General features: G+C 33.0%; 15 protein-coding genes and 1 tRNA gene. 11 read left to right on the forward strand and 5 right to left on the reverse strand.

The features are described from left to right. Positions 1–11 precede the first annotated feature (11 nt). The 11 genes from HPY57_05175 (at position 12) to HPY57_05225 (ending at position 9,820) form a co-directional block, all read left to right on the forward strand. Positions 12–728: an ABC transporter ATP-binding protein gene (locus HPY57_05175; protein ID NPV11168.1), complete on the forward strand. Its 717-nt coding sequence runs from the start codon at positions 12–14 to the stop codon at positions 726–728. 49 nt (positions 729–777) lie between these two features. Further along, positions 778–1,593 carry a DUF2249 domain-containing protein gene (locus HPY57_05180; GenBank protein NPV11169.1) on the forward strand — a complete coding sequence of 272 codons (816 nt, stop codon included), beginning with the start codon at positions 778–780 and terminating at the stop codon, positions 1,591–1,593. Positions 1,594–1,596: 3 nt separating this feature from the next. Beyond that, positions 1,597–2,862: a hypothetical protein gene (locus HPY57_05185; protein ID NPV11170.1), complete on the forward strand. Its 1,266-nt coding sequence runs from the start codon at positions 1,597–1,599 to the stop codon at positions 2,860–2,862. 4 nt (positions 2,863–2,866) lie between these two features. Continuing rightward, positions 2,867–3,175 carry a metal-sulfur cluster assembly factor gene (locus tag HPY57_05190; protein NPV11171.1) on the forward strand — a complete coding sequence of 103 codons (309 nt, stop codon included), beginning with the start codon at positions 2,867–2,869 and terminating at the stop codon, positions 3,173–3,175. A 2-nt stretch (positions 3,176–3,177) separates the two neighbouring features. After that, positions 3,178–3,633 carry a hypothetical protein gene (locus HPY57_05195; GenBank protein NPV11172.1) on the forward strand — a complete coding sequence of 152 codons (456 nt, stop codon included), beginning with the start codon at positions 3,178–3,180 and terminating at the stop codon, positions 3,631–3,633. A 22-nt stretch (positions 3,634–3,655) separates the two neighbouring features. After that, the gene (locus HPY57_05200; GenBank protein NPV11173.1) at positions 3,656–4,063 is read left to right on the forward strand and encodes a DoxX family protein; all 408 of its coding nucleotides are present in this window, start codon (positions 3,656–3,658) and stop codon (positions 4,061–4,063) included. Positions 4,064–4,068: 5 nt separating this feature from the next. After that, positions 4,069–4,560, forward strand: coding sequence for a hypothetical protein (locus HPY57_05205; GenBank protein NPV11174.1), 492 nt, complete (start codon positions 4,069–4,071; stop codon positions 4,558–4,560). Further along, on the forward strand, positions 4,520–6,382 hold the full coding sequence (locus tag HPY57_05210) for a hypothetical protein (protein NPV11175.1): 1,863 nt from the start codon (positions 4,520–4,522) through the stop codon (positions 6,380–6,382). The genes HPY57_05205 and HPY57_05210 overlap by 41 nt, the downstream gene beginning before the upstream one ends. An 87-nt stretch (positions 6,383–6,469) precedes the next feature. Then, positions 6,470–7,258 carry an ABC transporter permease subunit gene (locus HPY57_05215; protein ID NPV11176.1) on the forward strand — a complete coding sequence of 263 codons (789 nt, stop codon included), beginning with the start codon at positions 6,470–6,472 and terminating at the stop codon, positions 7,256–7,258. A gap of 58 nt (positions 7,259–7,316) precedes the next feature. After that, the gene (locus tag HPY57_05220; protein NPV11177.1) at positions 7,317–8,555 is read left to right on the forward strand and encodes a cytochrome C; all 1,239 of its coding nucleotides are present in this window, start codon (positions 7,317–7,319) and stop codon (positions 8,553–8,555) included. 104 nt (positions 8,556–8,659) lie between these two features. Further along, the gene (locus HPY57_05225) at positions 8,660–9,820 is read left to right on the forward strand and encodes a CapA family protein (protein NPV11178.1); all 1,161 of its coding nucleotides are present in this window, start codon (positions 8,660–8,662) and stop codon (positions 9,818–9,820) included. Between the two features lie 72 nt (positions 9,821–9,892). On the opposite strand, the gene HPY57_05230 is transcribed toward HPY57_05225, so the two are convergent. The 5 genes from HPY57_05230 to HPY57_05250 all read right to left on the reverse strand — a co-directional run bounded on the left by HPY57_05230 (position 9,893) and on the right by HPY57_05250 (position 17,124). Next, a tRNA-Thr gene (locus tag HPY57_05230) sits at positions 9,893–9,965 on the reverse strand. Between the two features lie 343 nt (positions 9,966–10,308). Beyond that, positions 10,309–11,736, reverse strand: coding sequence for a type I glutamate--ammonia ligase (glnA, locus tag HPY57_05235; GenBank protein ID NPV11179.1), 1,428 nt, complete (start codon positions 11,734–11,736; stop codon positions 10,309–10,311). Then, complete coding sequence (locus HPY57_05240; protein NPV11180.1) at positions 11,733–12,209, reverse strand: Lrp/AsnC family transcriptional regulator; 477 nt, start codon at positions 12,207–12,209, stop codon at positions 11,733–11,735. The genes glnA and HPY57_05240 overlap by 4 nt, the downstream gene beginning before the upstream one ends. Positions 12,210–12,475: 266 nt before the next feature. Then, positions 12,476–13,483: a PorV/PorQ family protein gene (locus HPY57_05245; protein NPV11181.1), complete on the reverse strand. Its 1,008-nt coding sequence runs from the start codon at positions 13,481–13,483 to the stop codon at positions 12,476–12,478. A gap of 14 nt (positions 13,484–13,497) precedes the next feature. Next, positions 13,498–17,124, reverse strand: coding sequence for a hypothetical protein (locus HPY57_05250; GenBank protein NPV11182.1), 3,627 nt, complete (start codon positions 17,122–17,124; stop codon positions 13,498–13,500). Positions 17,125–17,126 lie beyond the last annotated feature (2 nt).

The following is a 17,126-nucleotide window of genomic DNA, read 5'->3' on the forward strand; positions in this document are numbered from 1 at the left end:
TAAATGTAATTATGATTACTCTATATAACATAATCAAAAGATATGGGAAACTGGAAGTCTTAAAAGGGATTGACTTAAATTTTTCAAAAGGAAAAATCTCTGCTATTGTTGGACCTAATGGATCAGGGAAAACAACAATAATTAAAATTATTCTTGGTTTAGTCAAACCCGATTACGGAAAAGTTATAATCGACAGCAAACAAATAAATGGTAATTTTCTATATCGAGAAAATATTGGTTATATGCCTCAAGTTGCCAGTTTCCCTGAAAATCTAACTGTGCTTGAAGTTTTAAGTATGATTAAAGATTTAAGAAATCGTAATGATAATCCAGAGGAAAATCTGATTAAAGAATTTGAATTAACTGGTGAATTAACAAAACCAATAAAAACTTTATCGGGCGGGAATAAACAAAAGCTAAGTGCCGTGATATCACTAATGTTTGATCCCGATATTTTAATTTTCGATGAACCAACTGCTGGACTTGATCCAGTTGTCAGCAGTCGTTTTAAGGATATTGTGAGGAATGAGAAAAATAGAGGCAAAACAATTATACTTACTTCACACATTATGAGTGAAATTGAAGAACTTGCCGACGAAATCATTTTTCTACTGGACGGAAAAATTTATTATAAGGGTTCTCTCGAAAATCTTTTACTCGAAAAAGGTGAGATAAAACTCGAGAAAGCTGTTGCAAAAATTTTAGAAGAAAAAACCATCTGGAATTAAATCATTGAGAATACTTCTCCGCCTATGTGCGAGAAATAAGAGATTGTATATGATTACAAAAGAAATGAAAATCTCAGAAATTTTGAAACTATATCCCGAAACACTGCAAATTTTTCTGAAAATGAGTCCGCACTTCAAAAAATTAGAAAATAAAATTCTACGAAAAGCTTTAGCCGGTCGAGTTAATGTTGAACAAGCTGCTAAAATCGCTGGAGTTGATCCTAACCATTTACTATTTGAATTAAACAAAGCAATTAATTCTCAAATTCAAGAAGAAATCATCAGTGATAACAACTTAGATAATACATTAAATCTTGAAAATCAAAAATCAGAATTCTTAATTAATATACTCGAGGAAAAAATCATCGAGTTAGATGTTCGACCCATTCTTGATTCAGGCATCGATCCATTTAACGATATTATGAAAAAAGTAAAGAATTTAAAGGATGATGAAGTTCTTTTAATCATTAATTCATTTGAACCTGTTCCATTGTATTCAGTTCTTGGTAGAAAAGGTTTTGATCATTTTACTAAAAAAGAAGGCGACACCTTTAAAATTTACTTTTTCAAGAAGCAGATTTCCGATGATAATCTCAAAATTTTTAAAGAACCGAATGAAGAAATTGATATTAATGATTTCGAGAAAGTAATTGAATTAAATGTTCGTGACTTACCTCCCCCTGAACCAATGATGAAAATTTTAGAGGCATTATCACAAATTGACGAAAAATCTGTCCTTCTGGTTCATCATCATCGTGAACCAGTAATGCTCTATCCAAAACTCGAAGAGCGAGGATACGAAGCCATAACATATCAGGTTGATGAGAATTATTACAAAGTTCTGATAATGAAGAAAAGGAATTAAAAAATGAATGAACAAATTTCGGTTGCAGGAATCTACTCACCGCCTTTTAAAATTGTCGTTAAGTATTTCATCGCTGCGATTATTTCATTCATTATTTTTAACCTAATGCTCGTAATTGATTATAAAAGTATTAGTGGTCATCACTTTCAACCAAAAATTTTATCCATTAATCACATACTTACATTAGGTTTTATTACAATGATAATTTTTGGAGCGATGTTTCAGCTTGTTCCTGTAGTTCTTGAAGTAAAATTATTCAGTACAATCTTAGCTGAAATTCAATTCTGGATTTATACCTTTGGTGTAATTCTGCTCACTTATAAGTTTTATTACTTTTCTTCAAATTTAAGCTTCGTACTTCCAGCACTGCTTCTTTCACTTGCAATGATGATTTTCACGATAAACATAGTCATTTCGATGACAAAGGTTAAGAAATGGAATATTACAGGAAGTTACCTTGCGTCAGCATTATTCTGGTTATTAATCACTGCGTTGGCTGGTTATTTACTTTCTAAAAATCTTGATAAACCTTTCATTAAAATTAATCATCTTCAATATTTGAAACTTCACGCAATCACAGCTTTCGTCGGATGGGTCTCAATGGTTGTTATGGGAGTAAGTTTCAAGTTAATCCCAATGTTCACTTTATCTCACGGCTATAAACTAACTTTAGCAAAATGGTCTTTCGTTCTAATTAATATTGGTTTACTCGGCATTAACTGGATAATGCATTATCCCGATACAGGTTTTTATAATTTAATTTTTGGTGTATTGATTTTCTCTGGAATAATCCTTTACCTAATTCAAATCTTCATCATATTCAAGAAAAGAATTAGAAAGAAATTAGACATAGGTTTAAAGTTTTCTGCATTTGCATTTATAATGATGGGCTTTTCCTTACTTCTAAATTTTTCGTTTTTATTTTTTAATTATGAAAGCATTAAAAATTTAACTCTCCTGTATGGCTTTACTGTGCTCGTCGGTTATGTTTCATTTTTAATTGTTGGACAAATGTATAAGATAGTCCCATTCCTTGTCTGGTATCATAAATACAGCAGTAAAGTTGGGCTTCAACAAGTTCCAATGCTTAAAGATATGTTTAATGAAAAACTGGCGGAAATTCAATTTTATCTAATGATAGCAGGACTTGTTTTGTTAGTTCCGTCATTAATGATTGAGATAGAAATTTTAGTTTTTATTTCGTTTTTATTATTTGCTTTAAGCTCTTTCATCTTTGGATATAATATGATAACAATTTTTAGGAGTTAGTATGATGCTGAACAAAGAAATAACCAAAGAAGATGTAATTGATTCATTGAAATCCGTTATTGATCCAGAAATAGGAATTAACATAGTTGACCTTGGATTAATTTATAACATTTCCATTAATGATGATTTAATCGAAATAGATATGACACTTACAACTCCCGGTTGCCCAATGCATGGAAGTATAAGCGACTGGGTAAAAAGAATTTTAGAACTCTCTTTCCCTGAAAAGAAAATAATTGTAAATCTTGTTTGGGAACCAGTATGGACACCCGAAAAAATGTCTGAAGAAGCAAGAAAACAATTGGGAATTTAAATATGTTTTCAACAGTTAGATATTTTATCAAAACAAGTGTGATCTTTTTGATTGTTGGGATACTTACTGGTTTATATATGGCAGTTTCGAAATATGTATTCAAATATGGTTATTCTCAGGAATTGATTTCTGCTCACACGCATTTAATCCTTGTTGGTTCAGTTATGATGATGATAATGGGAGTTGCATTATGGTTTTTCCCTCGTGCTGAAAAAGATGATAAAAAATACAATCCTAATTTAATTTTATTTACTTACTGGTTAATGACCATAAGCACATCTCTCAGATTTATCTTTCAGGTGACTGCAAATTTTGTCTATTCTGAGTGGATTCATTATTTAATTGCAGCTAATTCATTCTTGCAAGTAGTTGCAATGAGTTTATTCTTCTATTCAATGTGGGGGAGAATAAGACCGGTGGGGAGTCACATTCGTGAAGCAAAAGGCGAAAAATTTTAATCTACCAATAAAGGAGGTTTCAATGTCAAAATATTTCAAATACTTCGAAGAGCGAAAATCCTTAGCGTACTCATACATAAGAATTTTTCTTGGATTTGCTCTTCTCATTAGAGGTTTGTTATTTGTAATGAATCCAAAAACTTTAACCGCTTTAGCAGGAAGCGAGCAAAATTTCTGGCTCTTTGCTTATGTCGCAGTGGGACATTTAATTGGTGGATTTTTACTTGGAATTGGTTACTTCACAAGACTTGCATCATTAATTCAAATTCCAATTTTATTTGGTGCAATCTTTATTTATCACTTAAAGCAAGGTTTATTGACTTCAGGACAATCACTCGAAATTTCTGTGCTTGTTTTATTCTTACTGATTATCTTTTTCTTATTTGGCGGTGGTGAGCTCAGTCTAGATAATAGAAAATCATCAAAATGATTTAAATGTTTACAGTCAGAAACACAATCAGTACATTATTAATTTTATTTTACTTCATATTAATTAATGGCGAGTTAGTCTCACTGGCTGAATATTATATTCGTTACGATTACATAGTAAAAAACCTTTGTGTTCAAAGAAACAAACTTAAAAACACTTGCAAGGGCTCCTGCCATTTGAAAGAAAATCTGGATAAAGTTGATGAAAATTCAAAAGAAATTCCTAAATCTATTGAGTTTAGAAATTTGATTTCTGTCGATACCCATCTTAATACAGTAAATCATAATTATGAATATTCTTTATATGTAATCTCATTTCTGATTTTGAATAAATTGGACTACAAACAACAAACAGATATTGATGTTCTTACACCTCCTCCGAAATTTTTCAAATACTTAAAATCAGAAATTAGAACAAGAGGAATTATCAAAATCAAAAAAATTTTGGAGGAGAACTATGAAAAGAATAATAATTACTTTAGCTATTATTATGATTAACCTAAATTTTTCTTTTTCAAAAGAACCCGATACTTTACAAGTTTATGAATTACCACCAATACAAATTATTTCACAAAGAGGAATTCCATTCGTTGAAAAACACAAATATGGGACAGATTATAACAGCAATCTTTTAAATAAAAACGGTTTTGCTCTGGTCAGACGAGGACTTAACTTCACACAAGATCTTTATGTGGAAGGCTTCAAAAAAGGCGATGTAAAAGTTAGTATTGATGGTGAACAGTACCATAATGCTTGCCCTAATAGAATGGATGCACCATCTACAAGAATTAATTTAATGGATATTGAATCGGTTGAATTAACAAAATCATCTTCACTCACTGGAACAGGGCTGTATGGTAAAGTTGAATATCATCGAACAAATCTCACAAATGACTTTAAATTAAAGTCGATGATAAATGGATCATTTGGTGCTTCAAGAGATTATGACTTATCGCTTTCAGGAGAAGGATTGAATTCTTCAATCAGTTTCCGATATTCATCTGGTGAACCATATAAAAATGGTGCGGGTAAATCATTTAAAGATTTATATGGCTACACAGACAATTACAGATATTCTTACCTCAATAGTGCAATTAGACATAGACTAAATGATTTTAATATTGAATTTGGAGCAAATTTCACAGAAGCAAAAAATATTTCATTCCCATATCTACAAATGGATGAAAGATCAAGCAAAGTTTTTGGTGCTTACATAAAATATCAAACTCATAAAATTTACTTTAATTACACCGATCACCTGATGAATAACGAACTCCGAAATTCAAATATGTTTATGGAAACGAAAGCAAGAAATTTAACTATTGGGTTAAGCAACAGTTCTTATGAAATAACTTACCGAAACTGGAATGCTGATAACTCGATGAAAATGATGACTAATTCAATTAATAACAGGCTTATGCCCGATGTCCATCAACTTGAAGTAAATCTCTCTCAAAATTATTCATTTGACAAATTAAAAATTTATTTCAAAGGCGGATTAAATTTTATCACATTTAGAGATTTAACACGAAAATATTTTTATGAAGAGCTTTACAGAAATGTAAAAGATAAGAGATATTTTATTTCATCAGGGATCTCGGCTTCTTATTCAACTCAACTAACAAGTGACTTTATTACCGGATTAATTGCTGATTTTGCATCAAACTCACCAGATCCTGAACAACTATACATCGCTATTAAACGATTAATGACAAATCCCGACTGGAGTGGAAATCCAAATTTAAGTCAACCTTATCGTTTTGGATTACGTTCAGTTTTTAATTACAAATTTTTTAATCTCGAGATTTATACAAATTATGTTGTCAACTATGTTGACATCGTAAAAAGAATGAAACCAGCAAAAGCCGTAATGACTTATGAAAACACAAATGCTTTGTTGTTTGGTTCAAATCTTAATATTAAATACAAGCTCATTGAATCAAATATTTCTTACCTTTGGGGTGAAAATACAAAAACTCGAGCGCCGTTAGCTGAAATTGCACCACTTTCAATTTACACAACTTTAGAAATTCCTGTTTATAAGAATCTTAACCTATCACTTTTACACAGATATGAAAATGCACAGAAAAGATTAAATACTGATTTAAAAGAATTTGCAACTTCTGCCTGGAATACTATTGGAATAGGCTTGAATTATAGTTGGAATGAAATCTATTTTGATTTGAGAGTTAATAATCTTCTAAATCATACTTATTACAAATATCTGTCATACTCTCGAAATCCATTTAGTGCAGGTATACCTGTTTTTGAACCTGGAAGAAGCATTGACTTTAATGTTTATTTTAAAAAGATTTTCTAAGCAATAAGAATTTATAACTGAATTCTGTCAGACTTCATTGTCTGGCAGAATTCATTTGAATAATAGTAACGAATAAAAGAAAGAAATATGAAATACATTAAGAAAATTTTGAAATTTGAATTCAGCAATGTGATCAGGAGTCGATGGGTAATTTTCATCTTTGGATTTTTCTTCATCGTCTCATACGCACTATTTACATTTGAGTCAAATTCCCAGAAATCTCTTATCAGTCTTTTTAATCTTGTGATCTACCTTGTCCCTTTGATTGGCTTAATTTTTGGAACAATGTATTTCTACAACTCCAGAGAATATATTGAACTAATGCTCTGTCAACCTATTCCACGAGGAGCATTATATTTTGGCTTATTTCTTGGAACAACTCTTCCACTTTCTTTAAGCCTCGTTAGTGGAATACTTTTACCATACATTTTATTCAATCAAGATCAAAATCATTTTAATCTTATTTTCATATTAATGATTGAAAGCATCACTCTTACATTTATTTCAATTTCAATTTCATTTTTAATTTCAACAAAACTTTCTGATAAAGTTAAAGGTCTAAGTCTTTCTCTCTTCTTATATTTGATAATGTCAATTGCCTTTGATGGGCTGATGCTTTTATTCATTTTTATGTTCAGTGATTATCCAATTGAAAAATTTTTGCTCTTCCTGTCGTTACTAAATCCAGTTAATTTATCAAGAACGCTTTTCGTTCTAAACTTTGATACATCAGCTTTGATGGGATTAACAGGCGCTATATTTAGAAAATTTTATGGAAGTTTTTTCGGGACAATAGTCTCAGCAATTTCTTTAATCCTGTGGACAGTTATTCCTTTATGGATTGGGCTAAAAAATTTTAATAAAAAAGATTTCTGATTCAGTTATTTAACATAAATAGCAAGACATTTTATCAAAAAAACAACTGGAGGTCATTATGAAATCTCTCATTTCCACTTTTCTCTTTGTTTCATTTCTCTCGTTGCAGTTATATGCAAATATTTGCGTAAACTGTCATAAAACTATCACACCAAATATCGTGAGTGACTGGCAACTCTCTAAACACTCACAGAATGATATAACCTGTGATGTTTGTCATGGTAAAGAACATAATAATGCATCAAATGTTGATAAAGTATCAATGCCAAATCCCGAAGTATGTAAACAATGTCACGAGATACAAGTTCAACAGTTTAGTAAAGGCAAACATTCTTTCGCCTGGGCAGCAATGAAAGCAATGCCAACTGTTCATTTCCAACCAATGTACCTTACAGAAGGAATGAAGGGATGCGGCGGTTGTCATAAAATTGGATTAAAATCCGATGAAGAAATAAAACAACTCAAAGCGCAGGGTCAACAGCACGGCGTAGCAAGCTGTGATGCCTGTCACACTAGACATACTTTTTCCAAAAAAGAAGCTCAGCAACCACAAGCCTGTCAAACCTGTCATATGGGTTTTGATCATCCACAATGGGAAATGTATTCAGCTTCAAAACATGGCGTCAGATATTTACTTAAACAAAATGGAACTCTTCCCGAAGGAACAGCTGCACCAACTTGTCAAACCTGTCATATGCAAAATGGAAATCATGAAGTAAGAACTGCATGGGGTTTCTTAGCTGTTAGATTACCTTTGCCAGAAGATGAGGAATGGAAAAAAGATCAAATAACTATCTTACAGGCTCTCGGTGTTTTAGATCCAGAAGGAAATCCTACAAAACTTGTTGATGTTGTTAAAGCTGCTGATGTAGCAAGATTGACCAAAGAAGACTTTGATCGTGAAAGAAATAAAATGATTAAGACCTGTGGTGATTGTCATTCTGAAAAGTTCGCTAAAGCAGAGCTTGAAAAAGGTGATAAGATGATCCGGGCTGCCGATAAATTAATGGCAGAAGCTATACGCACTGTTGCAGCACTTTATAAAGATGGAATAATTGAAAAACCAAAAGATTATCCTTATGCATTTCCATTGCTCTTAACTTTTCATGATGCATCGACTGTGATTGAACAAAAATTATTTGTTATGTTCCTTGAACACAGAATGCGAACATTTCAAGGGACATTTCATGCAAATCCTGATTATGCTCTGTGGTATGGCTGGAGTGAAATGGTTAGAGATTTATCGGAGATTAAAGAACTTGCAGCTCAAATGCGTCGAGAAAAACAAATGAGATAATTTTTAGATTAATATTTTTTTCTTGAGTCAGGTTTCAAATTATTTTGAGACCTGACTTTTTTATTTTGTTTTGAATATCTTTGCTTCACTAAAAACAGATATTCATGAAAATTCAATCTTTAAGGTTTTCTTCTTTCATTCTCTTATTTATTTCTGCTGTTATCGCCTATTTAATTACTAACAAAACTGACAATTTACTAACCACAAGTAAAACAGAAACTCACCAGGATACGATCTGGATCTCTGCAGTTGGAGATTTAATGTGTCATTCACCACAAATTAAAGATGCACTTAAATCTGATGGACGTTATGATTTTTCACATATGTTTGAATTTGTAAAACCAATTATAAGTGAAAGTGATTTAGCAATTGGTAATTTAGAAACAGTTCTTGCCGGTTCAGAGAAAAGGTTTTCTGGTTATCCGCTCTTTAATTCACCTGATGAATTCGTTTATGCAATTAAAGATGCTGGCTTTGATATTTTGATTACTTCAAATAATCACTGCCTTGATAGAGGATTTTATGGATTAGAACGAACAATAAAAATTTTAGACAGTCTGGCTATAAAACATTCTGGAACGTATTCTTCAAAAGAAGATGCTGAAAAAATTTTGATAATCAATATAAAAGGGATCAAACTGGCAATTCTTTCTTATACTTACGGGACGAATGGAATTGCACCACCAAAAGACAAAGAATTTTGTGTTGCATATATCGATACTCAAAAAATAAAATTAGATATCGAAAAAGCTAAACAGAATAATGTTGATAAAATTATTGTTTATCTTCACTGGGGTAATGAATATCAACGATTTCCTGATGCTTTACAAAAAAATCTTTCAAAATTTCTTTTTGAAAATGATGTTGACATCATACTTGGAACTCATCCCCATGTCATTCAACCTGCTGAGTTAAAGTCAATCACCACGAAAGAAGGAAAACAGAAGAAAGTTTTTGTGATTTATTCAATGGGTAATTTTATTTCAAATCAAAGAGATAGATTTACTGATAGTGGAGTAATCGTTCATTTATCACTAATTAAAAATTCTTTTTCGGGCGAAACTTGTATTGATACAGTTTTATTTACTTCGACTTATGTTTCAAAAATAAATCGAAGGTTCAGAGTAATACCCACTGAAAATGCATTGAATAATCTTAAAAATAATGATTCATTGTGGATTAAACTCCTTTCAACGGAAGAAAAGAAACTGAGACAGGTCTTGAATGACTTTCAAAATCATATCTGGATGAAATCGAAGAATTAATTGTCATTTTGAATTTTGGGAATTTTAAAACAAAAAAACCTTCGATTTTGTGAGAAAATCGAAGGTTTGTTGAGCTGGCGGAGGGACTTGAACCCACGACCTGCTGATTACAAGTCAGCTGCTCTACCAGCTGAGCTACGCCAGCATTTAAATCTTAATCTCTACCAAAATTTCAATTTGTGAATTTACTTTCAATCACGACCTTCCCGATTAAAATCGGGATGCTCTACCAACCGAGCTACGCCAGCACTTAATTCTTAATCTCTACCAAAATTTCAATTTGTGAATTTACTTTCAATCACGGCCTTCCCGATTGAAATCGGGATGCTTTACCAGCTGAGCTACGCGAGTGTTTAATTCGTAATTTCTACCAAAATTTCAATTCAATTAAAAATGCGATGCAAAAATACGATACGAACAGAAAATTTTCAATTAGAAGGAGAAGAATAATTTCTTTTCTTCTCCTTCTGAAAGATTAGAGGATGAAATCAAACATCATAATAAAGTGCAAATTCAAAGGGATGCGGTCTTAAAGCCATTTCTTGTAATTCACGAGTTTCTTTATAAGAAATCCAGGTCTTAATTACATCCTCAGTAAAGACATTTCCCCTTAAAAGGAATTCGTGATCTTTTTTCAAAGCTTCAAGTGCTTCGCCAAGTGATGCAGGAGTATGAGGAACATTCTTTAATTCTTCTGGCGGCAAATCATAAATGTCTTTATCCAATGGTTCTCCTGGTTCAATTTTATTGATTATTCCATCAAGTCCAGCCATTAACATCGCTGAAAATGCAAGATATGGATTGCACGATGGATCGGGACATCGATACTCAATTCTTTTTGCTTTTGGATTATGTGTGTACATTGGTATTCTGATTGCAGCACTTCTATTTCTTTGAGAATAAGCGAGATTAACTGGAGCTTCAAATCCAGGAACAAGCCGCTTATAAGAATTAGTTGTTGGATTAGTGAAAGCACACAAAGCTGGCGCGTGTTTCAATAGTCCACCTATGTAATAAAGTGCAAGTTCACTTAGTCCAGCATATTCTTTACCAGCAAATAATGGTTTGTTGTTTTTCCACAAACTTTGATGCACATGCATTCCACTTCCATTATCACCAAATAATGGTTTCGGCATAAATGTAGCTGTATAACCATGTTTGTTTGCCGTATTCTTAACGATATATTTGAACATCATCAATTGATCTGCTGAGCGAATTAATTCAGCGAATCTCAAATCAATTTCTCCTTGTCCACCTGTTGCAACTTCATGATGTTGTGCTTCAACTTCAATCCCACACTTAATTAATGTTTGGACCATTTCATTTCTTAAATCATTAAAAGAATCGATCGGAGGAACAGGGAAATACCCTTCTTTCTGTCTTGGGAAATAACCATTATTTGGAAACTCTTTTCCTCGACTCCAAATTCCCTCTTGTGAATCAATTTCATAATAGGAATAGTTTATTGATGCATCAAATCTCACATTATTAAAGATGAAAAATTCAGCTTCAGGACCAAAGTAGGCTGTATCTGCGATGCCAGTCGATCTTAGATATTCAACTGCTTTTTGAGCAATACTTCTTGGGCATCTTTCGTATCTTTCATGAGTAATAGGATCATAAACATCGCAGATTAAGCTTAAAGTAGGGACATCAATGAACGGATCAACAAAAGCAGTATCCGGATCTGGAATAATAATCATATCACTTTCATTTATTGCTTTCCAGCCTCTGATACTCGAAGCATCAAAACCAAATCCATTTTCAAATGCGGATTCATCAAATTGATCAATAGGCACGGAGAAATGCTGCCATTGAAATGGAAAATCAATGAACTTAAAATCAATCATTTTTATGTCATGCTTTTTTATTAGAGAAAAAACTTTCTCTATGGAATTTGCATTTCGTTTTTTCATCTGTGTTCCCTTTCCTTTTGTTTGATTTTAACTATTTGAAAATCTTTAATTGTTGATAAAACTACATTGGTTTTTGTACCTGTAACTCCTGGCCATGCTTGAATCTTTGAGAGGATTTTTTCGAGCGAAGAGGTATTTTCAGTTACAACTTTTAAGATATGCGAGCCCTCACCTGTTATTGAATGACATTCAAGTATTTCAGGTTCGTTCATTGCCTTTTGCGTAAATGAATGATAATATTTTGACGACTCCATAAAGACGAAGATGAATGCTGTTACATCGTATCCAGCTTTTTTAAAATCAATATGTGCTGTGTATCTCTTAATCAATCCTTTATCTTCTAATTTTTTTATCCTCTCACTGATTGCTGGAACAGTTAAATTGACCTTTTCTGCCAAGTCGCTTCTTTTTATTCTGGCGTTCTCTTGAAGCAATTCAGCTATCTTAAAATCAATTTCATCCAATGAATACATTTCTTAACTCCATTAATTGGTTGCAATATTAAAGTATTATATGATTATTGTCAATTTTTTTTAAGTTAATTATAATAATCACTTAAAATTTTTAAGTATTTTTAATGCAATAACTAACAAGATTAAGCTGCAAATTTAAAGTGCTGAGTAAAGATAGGTGTTATTACTGAATTATGAATTGAGGGTTAAAACTGAATTGTTTGAAATAAAAAAGCCATCCAGATATTTTCCTCTGGATGGCTTTGAATCGTTAAAAGTACTTTTAATTAAAATCTTACTGATATTGAGAAATGTTGAGTGTTCTTCAAAATTCCAAAATCTTGATACGCGTAGTCAAAGTTAATTCCAAAGCCAGGATAGAAATCATACTTAACACCAACTCCAAGGGTTAAACCCTCCTCAGAATTTTTCAAAAACAAATTTTTATACCCAGCTCTTAAAGCAAGAAAATTATTAAAGGTATACTCAGCACCAACATTGAGGGATTCAGAATTATCATTAGGATGAAGAGCATCAACTCCAACAGTAATTTTATTCATTGGAGTGTTTAGTAAATCAAGAGCAACTCCAACTCTAAATAAAAGCGGAAGTGGATAGCTATCTGTTCTAAGATTTGCAAGTATTTGATCATTATTGCCGTAAATATTTGGATCAATATCGTAGAGTACAAGTAAATCTTTTCCGCTCAATTGCATATCTGTTCCAAAGTTAGAAATAGTAGCTGCAATTCTCATATTAAAAATTTCTGAATAGAACAATGTACCTAAATCGAATGCAATTGCACTTGCTGATGAATTCCAGATACTTTGATTGATATATTTTACGCTTCCACCGATTGAAAATCGATCGGTCAAATTATAAGCATAACTTAAAGCTAACGACATATCTTTTGCAGTAAAGAATTCACCAGTTCCATCTTGTTCTCTCAGAGTTGTTACTTCCATTTTACCATAATCGAGATAAGTAACGCTTAAACCAACTGCACCTAAATCTCCAAGATTAACCTTAGCACCAGCCCAATTAAAAGTTATATCGGCAAACCAGCTTGTATGAGCAAACATCGCTTCGTTATTTTCAGTCCTTGAAATCCCTGCTGGATTCCAGTAAAGAGCTGTTACATCATTAGCCGTTGCACTAAATCCACCACCCATTGAAATTGCTCGTGGACCAACTCCGATATTCAGGAAAGGTGCAGCTGTTGAACCAACCTTAGTTTGAGAAAATACATTCAGGAATGATGTTAAAACTATAAAGGTTAAAATCTTCATTTTCATTTTCTCAACTCCAATTACTTAATTAGGGCAAATTTGCCGGTTTTTGTTCCAACATTCGGGACTTCAACGACATAGACATAGACACCATAAGCAACATCAAGATTTTCTTCTGTTCTTAAATTCCAGAATACATCACCTACATAGAGATTATTTTGATAAAGTGTTTTTATTAATTCACCTCGAACTGTGAAAATGGAAATTTTAGAACCAGGCGGAACATAAGTAAACCGAATTTCTCTTTCTCCTCTTCCACTTGTCTGAGTACTCAATAATCTTGCTTCGGCTTCATGAGTCACTACATACGGATTTGGAACAACTTTAATTCTATCTAATTCATTCTTTGCTTTTTCAACGTTTATTGATGCGCCTTTTGTTGAGAAATAATAAATATCGTTTTTGCTAAAAGGTTTAAGAGTGTAGAGATATAAATATTTTCCTGCAGTTGTATCATTTAAAGGAATATTAGCTGCGTTGAAAAGAATATTAACTCGCCAGGTTCTATAAATCGAATCTTGATTAGTTAATGGGTTCCATATCTTTTCTTTGAAGTAAATATTATGAGTTGTACTAACAGTTCCAGTTCTCCAGTAAACAAAATCAATGTACTCGTTTTTTGTTAGATTCTTAATTTTAAAGTTTACTGGTCTCGCTGGTAAAACATTACCTGGAGTTCTTGGATAAAGCGTATCAGCAACAGATGTATCGACAACATCAGGATAAAATTCAATTACATAATCATAAGGCATCCTAATTCCATTATAAGCAGCGCCTGGTCCTGTTGCTGTCCAGAAGAAAGGAGCAAATATAGGTTTTTGAATTGCTGGATATATTTTTCCTTCTTTGTAACCAGACTTAAGAGTATCGAGAATTATTTCATTGTGATTATAAAGATGGACTCTAAAACCATGAACTATAGGAGTTTCACCATTAAATTTAGTCTCATGAGCAATGATGGTATCGTATGGTGCCGTGTAGAATGTTGTATCTGAAATATATCTCTTACCATTGATATAAATCGTATCGCCTTTTGGAACATTAATGGATTCCATTGGCTTTACGATAAATGTTTGATTTAATGACGGAATAAAAACTGTATCTGGAGTAACCAGATCAACCAATGACCAATCTTTAGTATAACCTTGAATTGCTGTATCTGTAAATACAATTTTATAATTCCAGCCATCTTTGATTGCCGCATCATCAATGATTTCAATTTCACCTGAACCAGTTCCTCTAAAATCAGGTGATTTCGTAAAAGTTGAATAGCTTGCTTGAGTATAACCCACAGGCCTTCCACCGGGAGTTATGTAACCAGTATTGTCATCAGTTATTATCTGACCGGTATTAGTTCTGAAAATGTATTTCGAATTCTCAGATGGGAAAATATCAAGCGCCTCATCTCCGCGATCGTAAGCGCAAACAGCATAGTAATAAGTTTGTCCCTTAACGACATTTGAATCAACAAACTTATTTACAATTCCAGTATTATCTCCAAGATAGAATGTTGTACCACCGACTTGCTCGAGCAAAGCTTTTGACGGATAAAAGAATCCCTGAATTGTATCTTTTAAATCGTATTGTGCAATTGGTTTGTCAAATGTCAATACACCAACGGCATTTGTAATTTGCCTTGCATCTTGAAAACTTGCATCAGTTGCACGGTAAATTTTATAACCTTGAAAATCTTTTTGCTTAGTAATGAAATCTCTTGAATTTTCAGTCACTCTTCCATCCCAGTAAATCACAACCTTACCATCTTCCTGAGTTATGTTAATTTTTGGTTTTTTCGGCGGTTGTGGAAATTTATAACCAGCATTATAGATTTGTTGAACGATTCTTTTATTTCCTATAACATCTTTATAATCTTCACCAAAAAGAATTGAGACAGAAAATCTTTCAATTTTATCAGGAACTAATGGGAAATAACCTGATCCATAAATAAAATCACCATCCTGAGGAATTGGTGGAATAACATCAAAACGACCTGGATACATTCGACTCCATAATAATTCATCATCTTTCATATTAGGTGAAGCAGCGAGATTGAAAAAGTTAAAGTTTGTAAGCCCAATTTGATCTGATTCATCAATATCAGTCTTGCCAAAGTTAGGTTCGCCTTGATCTGGTCTTCCATTTCCTTCAGTTCCATCGGGATCAGGACCTATGTAACCATCATCAAGTGGACCAATTCCATCACTTCCGACATCATCCATTGCAGGATCCCAATCACCGTCTTCATCTCCAGACCAATGTGTCATTAATGTAACAGTTCCATCAGGCAATCTTACCCAGCTTGTAATTAATTGCCCCGCATCGTTATCTCTTCTTTCATCAATTAAAGGATCATTAACACCTTTCCCAGTTTTCCAATCTTTATATTTAAGAGTTTCATATCCTCTGCTTTGTCTTGCAACAAAATGAATTGCTTCATTTTCATCAATTAGACCATCAAGATCATTATCAATTCCATCGTATGCACTGGGATGAGGAATTGCAACACCGTTTTCAATCCTTGCAATGTGTCCTTCACGGAAATAAGTTACACCAGGATTAATTATGAATCTTACACCCATTGAATAAACAGTATCAATGGTCGGTTTGACTGTATAAAGAGTTCTTTCATAGGTAACGGGATCTATTAAAACAATTTTATCCCCCGCACGATAAACAACCGAGTCAAAATCTGCTTTAACAAATTTCGGTGAATTTGGATCTGGTGAATCACCGTCGTTATCAATTCCATCGAATGGATTACCCGGAGATTCAAGAAAAGCATAACCGACATAACCAACTTTTTGTCCTTTGTTGCCTTTATTATCACTATCCCAGGAATAAGTTATCCAATCATAAACATCAAAATATCCGAGATCATCTCCGCTATCGCCGTCACCTCCAGCCAGAGTACCTACCACTGTTCCGAAAGCAGCTTTACGATAAATTGTCGTTCCCTCGTTTTTTATATCATACAACCAGAAGATTGCATCTTCAGCCAAAAAGTGAGACCATTGAAAACCACGCACAGCCATTTGAAGAGCCATTCCCTTTCGAGTCGAATCTCTACTATCAGGTAAAAATAATCCATTAAATTCATCATCCCATTGATCATCTGCTTTGTAATAACTTTCTTGATCTGCATTCATAATTCCACGACCAAAGTATCCATTCCATTGAGTTTTACCATCTTTATCTTTCCAATCGGGATGATCTGCCCAACCTTCAATGGGCCAAGTATTAGGTAAATGGCTCATTGCAACAGATTGAGCATTAGGATTTAAATAACCTGGTAGAGGATTGAACCCCCAGAAATAACCATAAATTGGATGTCGCTCATCAGCTTGACCATTTCTTGGGCCTCGAGAAATTCCAACAGAATGTAATGTATCGCCTCTACGATTGATAAATTCAACTCCAATCAATGGAGTAAGGTCACCAATATAATTTTCACCTGAACCAAGGGGCCATTCACCACGAATATCAACACCGAGATTAAAGCCAGCAATAGCTCCATCGTTATAGAAAGAAATTCCAACGCGGTTACCAGTATGATATCCAATCCTTCTCAAAGAAGGATCACTTCTTTGTGCAATCAATAATTGAGTAAATGATGAGATTATAAACAGAGTTAAGATTAACTTTTTCATAG

It is taken from the genome of Ignavibacteria bacterium (assembly GCA_013177855.1).
Taxonomy (GTDB): Bacteria; Bacteroidota; Ignavibacteria; order Ch128b; family Ch128b; genus Ch128b.